This is a genomic window from Protofrankia sp. CiP3 (assembly GCF_917627345.1).
Lineage (GTDB): Bacteria > Actinomycetota > Actinomycetes > Frankiales > Frankiaceae > Protofrankia.
Map to the genome: position 1 here is coordinate 1 of NZ_CAKJTM010000185.1, position 5,259 is coordinate 5,259.

Annotated in this window: 3 protein-coding genes; 1 reads left to right on the top strand and 2 read right to left on the bottom strand. The window is 69.5% G+C overall.

All coding sequences use genetic code 11. From position 1 onward, the window contains the following. Window positions 1-242: 242 nt before the first annotated feature. The gene (locus tag MJ797_RS25765) at window positions 243-1,133 is read left to right on the top strand and encodes an LLM class F420-dependent oxidoreductase (protein ID WP_239342213.1); all 891 of its coding nucleotides are present in this window, start codon (window positions 243-245) and stop codon (window positions 1,131-1,133) included. 35 nt (window positions 1,134-1,168) lie between these two features. On the opposite strand, the gene MJ797_RS25770 is transcribed toward MJ797_RS25765, so the two are convergent. After that, window positions 1,169-1,810, bottom strand: a complete 642-nt coding sequence (locus MJ797_RS25770; RefSeq protein ID WP_239342217.1) for a suppressor of fused domain protein — start codon at window positions 1,808-1,810, stop codon at window positions 1,169-1,171. A gap of 139 nt (window positions 1,811-1,949) precedes the next feature. Next, window positions 1,950-4,823 carry a SpoIIE family protein phosphatase gene (locus MJ797_RS25775; RefSeq protein ID WP_239342215.1) on the bottom strand — a complete coding sequence of 958 codons (2,874 nt, stop codon included), beginning with the start codon at window positions 4,821-4,823 and terminating at the stop codon, window positions 1,950-1,952. Window positions 4,824-5,259 lie beyond the last annotated feature (436 nt).

The following is a 5,259-nucleotide window of genomic DNA, read 5'->3' on the forward strand; positions in this document are numbered from 1 at the left end:
TGGACTCGCCGTCGATCCTTCCAGGTCGGTCGCGCATCCGCCGGTTTTGCGCTCGGTTGCGCGGCCAGGGAGTGATCGGTTCTCCGCTCGGCGGAACTCCCGGTCCAGCTGACCGTGACCGGTCTGGCTTTTTCGGTCAGGATAGGCACGGTAACGGTTCGGTTCACCGGACCGGCGGGATGCTGTGGATGCGCGGGACGCCTGGATGATGTGCGGGACGCCTGGACACGGAGGAGTGTGCGATGCAGCTCGGTGTGCACGTGGTGCGGTTCACCTGGCCGGGTGGGACCGAGGCGATCGCGCCGGTCCTGGGGCGCGCGGCCCGGATCGCCGACGACGCGGGGGTGGCCCGTCTCAGCGTGATGGACCACTACTTCCAGATGGAGGCGATGTTCCCCGCGGACGAGCCGATGCTGGAGGGCTACACGACGCTGGGCTTCCTGGCCGCCCACACCTCGAGGCTGCGCCTCGGCCTCCTGGTCACCGGCGCGACCTACCGGCATCCGGGGCTGCTGGCGAAGATCGTCACAACGCTGGACGTGCTCTCGGGCGGGCGGGCGGAGCTCGGGATAGGCACTGCCTGGTACGACCGCGAGCACTACGGCCTGGGCGTACCGTTCCCGCCAATAGCCGAGCGGTTCGAGCGGCTGGAGGAGACGCTGCGGATCTGCCGGCAGATGTGGAGCGACGACAACGGCCCGTTCGAAGGCCGGCACTACCAGCTCGCTGAGACGCTCTGCGTTCCCGCGCCGATCAGCCGGCCACGGCTGCCCATCCTGATCGGGGGGAGCGGGGAGAAGAAGACGCTGCGGCTGGTCGCCACCTACGCGGATGCCTGCAACCTGTTCGCGCCCTCGGTGGACGAGGTCGCGCACAAACTCGACGTGTTGAAGGCGCACTGCGACCGGGCCGGCCGCGACTACGCCGAGATCACCAAGACGATTCTCTACCGCGGTGACGCGTTGACCCGGGGTGAGCCGAGCGCGTTTCTAGCTGAGATGGAGCAGTACGCCCGGATCGGCGTGGACGCGGTGATCGTGACGCCGCCCGGCGGCGAGCCGGCGGACGCCTGGATCGAACGAGCCTGTGTGCCGGTCGTCAAGGACCTCGCCGACATCGGTACCGGCTCCTGATCGTCTGCCGTCCGCACCGCGGGACCCGCGACACGCTAACGATCCCCGGCGGCGAGGCGTAGCTGCGGGCGGGTGGGGTCCCGCAGGTCGGTTCCAGCGGCCAGCCATCGCCGCTGGAGCTCGGCCGCCCCGTGCACCCGCTTGAACGCCGACTCCTGCGGGGTCATCGGCAGCACCGGCAGGAAGCACACCGGCGCCGGCGCTGCCGGCGAGCCGGCCGGGCCCATCAGCGCCAGGTCCGGGATGAGCCCACCGGGTTCGGCGACGAGGACGGCGGTGAAGCGCGCGCCGTCCCATAACGGTTCACCGAGGTCGAGGCCGGCGCCGGCAACGACCGGGACGCCTTCGACAGCGGGGATCGCCGCCAGCAGGGCGAGCCGCCGGGCGACGCTGTCACGCTGGTCCTTCAGGGAAAGCACCAGCTCGGCACGTGGTCCGGCCGGGTCGAGCATCGAGGCCGCCGGATTGCTCATGGGGGAGCGGGACATCCCGAGGGTCGCGTAGCGGACGACTCCCCGCGCGGGGTGGCCGAAGCGCAGGACCTCGATGGGCTCGGCACCGAGAAACGTGATCTCCGCGCGTCCGGTGTCGGGCCCGAGTTCCCGGATCAGGTGGGTCTCCACCCGCCTGAGCACCTCCGAGCCGTCCAAACCGCCCAGGCCATCCAGACTTGCCAAGCCGTCCACGGGATCGACCTTACGGGCCCGCCGAACCCACTGGCAGCCAACCGGCACCGCCACCCCCTGGCGGGGCCAGCCAGCAGGAAGGCCCTCCGGAGTTTCATGTGATCAACTTCGTGAGATCGGCTTCGTGGGATCAGCAAACATGGCCTGGGCGCGCGGACTCCGAATGATCATCTGTGCTTGATGGTTTCGGAAGCGATTGCTCAGTCCAGATGACCTTGCCATTGGACGTGTAGCGGACTCCCCACCGCCGGGTGAGCTGAGCGATCAGGAACAGGCCGCGCCCGCCCTCGTCGGTGCTGCTGGCGCGGCGCAGCCGGGGGGATGTGCTGCTGGTGTCGGATACCTCGCAGATCAGCGCGTGGTCGTGGAGCAGACGGACCTGGATGGGGCCGGTCGCGTGCCGGATCGCGTTGGTGATCAGTTCACTGGCGACCAGCTCGGTGGTGAAGGCGATGTCGTCCAGTCCCCAGTCGGCCAGTTTCCGGGTGACCGCGGCGCGCATGCTGGAGACGACTGTCGGGTCGGCGGGCAGCTCCCAGCTGGCGTGGCGTTCCGCGTCCAGCGCATGGGTCCGAGCCACCAGCAGCGCGACGTCGTCGCCTGGATGGGCCGGCAGCATGGCCGTCGCCAGCGCCTGGCAGGTCTGTTCCGGCGGCCGGTCGGGATGGGCCAGCAGGCGTCGGAGCTGCTCAAGACCGGCGTCGATGTCACGGTGCCGGTCCTCGATGAGCCCGTCGGTGTACAGGACGAGCTGGCTGCCGGGGGACACCTCGAACTCGGCTGTCTCGAAGGGCAGCCCGCCAAGCCCGAGCGGCGGCCCGGCAGGCAGCTCGAGGAACTCCACGGTGCCGTCGGGGTGGATAAGCGCGGGCATGGGATGTCCGGCGCGCGCCATGGTGCAGCGCCTGGAGACCGGGTCGTAGACCGCGTACAGGCAGGTTGCCCCGATCAGCCCGTGCCCGCCCGGCTCGGTGCTTTCCTCCTCGTCCAGCCGGTTGACCAGATCGTCGAGATGCGCGAGAAGCTCATCAACGGGCAGGTCCAGGGCGGAGAAGTTCTGGACGGCGGTGCGCAGGCGGCCCATGGTGGCGGCGGCGTGCAGGCCGTGGCCGACAACGTCACCGACCACCAGCGCGACCCGGGCACTGGACAGCGTGATGACGTCGAACCAGTCGCCGCCCACCCCGGACTGGGCGGGCAGGTAGCGGTGGGCGACTTCGACGGCGTGCTGTTCGGGCAGGCCCCGGGGGAGGAGGCTGCGCTGGAGGGCGAGCGCGAGCCCATGCTCGTGGGTGTAGCGGCGGGCGTTGTCAATGCAGACGGCGGCTCGGGCGACCAGCTCCTCGGCGAGGGACAGGTCGTCCTCCTCGAAGGCGCCGGCCCGCGCGGAGCGGTAGAAGCTGGCGACGCCCAGCGTGTCGCCGCGAGCGCGCAGCGGGACTGTCATGAGCGAGTGGATGCCATGGTCGGGGGGGATCCCGCCGCATGCGGGGTCCCCGGCCAGCTCGCCCTCGCAGGCCAGCTCGCTGGCCGCGGCGTGTGGATCCGGCTCGAGAACGGGATGCCCGGTGGCGAAGCAGCGGGCCTGGGGGGCCGACGGAAGGTAGTTCAGCAGGTCGCCCGGCGGGCGGAACGCGCGTCCTGCCGTGATGCCGTGGACGGCGGTGCGGCGTAGTCCTTCATACATGTTGGTTGGCTCGTCCCCGCGCAGGACCGAGTCAGGCAGATCAACCGTGACATGGTCGGCGAACCGCGGGACCGCGACATCGGCCAGTTCCTGGGCGGTCCGCGTCACGTCCAGGGTACTGCCGATGCGCATACTGGCCTCATAGAGCAGCTCCAGCCGTTGCCGTGCCGCGACGGCGAGCTGGCCGACCCCCGGTTCACCCACCAGCAGCAGCCATCTGTTGTCGGTGCAGACAGCGGGTTCGGCCGCCCGCGCTCCGACGGGCGCTGGCTCGGCCAGTTCCGCTTCGGCCGTTGCCTTCCTGGTCAGCTGAAGCTGCCTCGGCAGGCGACTGTCAGCGGGCGGCGGCGCGGTGTCACCCTCGCCGGCCGCCGGCCGCGGTGGTCCGTAGGCAAGGCCGGCCTCGACGGCGAGCCCTTCGGTACCGGCGGCGGTCGTCACCGGCCGGCACACCAGCACCGCCAGCTGACCGTGGGACAGACGCACCTCCACGGCAGCCCGGCGCGCGGCGGAAATCAGCTCCGCCGCCTTTTCTCGCAGGATTTGTTCGTCCCGGCTGTTCATCATGAGATTGGCCGGGGCACGGAGAACGACCTCGGTGGGCGCCCGAACGTACGGTTCCCCCGCAACCGGCGCAATGGATGCGCGGGTGCGGCGCCCATCCCGGAGCAGCGCCTGGATGAGGGCCTGCTCGCGCTCCGTGTACTGTTCCAGTATCCGCCGCTCGATGGCGCCGGCCGCTCCGCGGGCCATGGTCATCATTTTTGGGTCGGCGTCGGAGCGCAGGCAGGTGAGATCAATGATGCCCTCAATACGGCCGCTGATCGGATCGCGTATCGGCGCACCCGCGCAGACGTACGGGTGCAGGCGGGCGGCGAAGTGCTCGACGCTCGAGACGTAGGAGGGCCTCCGCTCCACGAGCGCGGTGCCGATCCCGTTCGTACCGACGACGTGTTCGGCATAGCTGAAGCCCGGGGCGAGGCACACCCCGTCGAGGTGCCGGTTCAGCGCGGATCCGGTTGCGCGACGATGCAGTACCGTAGCGTCGCTGTCGGTAAGAATCACGCCTACTCCGGCCCTCGCAAGGCTGACCTCCAGCCGGTTGAGGACGGGTGCGGCTATTCGGATGATGCGCTCATCCGGGTCCAGATCGGACCGGTAGGAAGGTGCGAGACGGTCCGGGACGAGCCCGAGGGATTCGCAGCGTCGCCAGGAGCTCAGGATCGGGATCCGGACGCCTCCGCCGGCCGGTTCGTCGGTCACGAAATGCTGGTGGGCGCGGTCGAGCGCGGTGTTGTCCTCAATGGCGTTCGTCATCGGGTGCTTCCCTTCGCGCGAAACCAAATCGTGGCCACATTGATCGTCGGCGTGATGTTCATCCTCGTCTTCGCCACCGGAGTGACGGCTTAGACCTTATCCCCGGTTGGCGTGAGTTACTTCGCGTATTCTCACCTGGGGTCATGACTTGGATCGGGCGTGTGTAAAGTTTCGGCTCGCGGGCGGATGTTGCCGGTCGCAAGTCCGTCAATTGCCACAAGTATGGTCCCGATATGGCCATGGCTGGCATTTATGATCATCTGATGTGGTCCGCGAGGAATGCCGGTCAGGCATGCCGGGGAACCGGATGCCGGGATTGGGGCCGTTGCCGCCGCGCGGGCGGGCCGCGGTCCGCCCGGCCGCACAGGAGAAGGACCCGCTGCTGTGGCCGGCGTTGGAGAAGCTGGTGGACCCGGAGACGCGCGGAGACCCGATG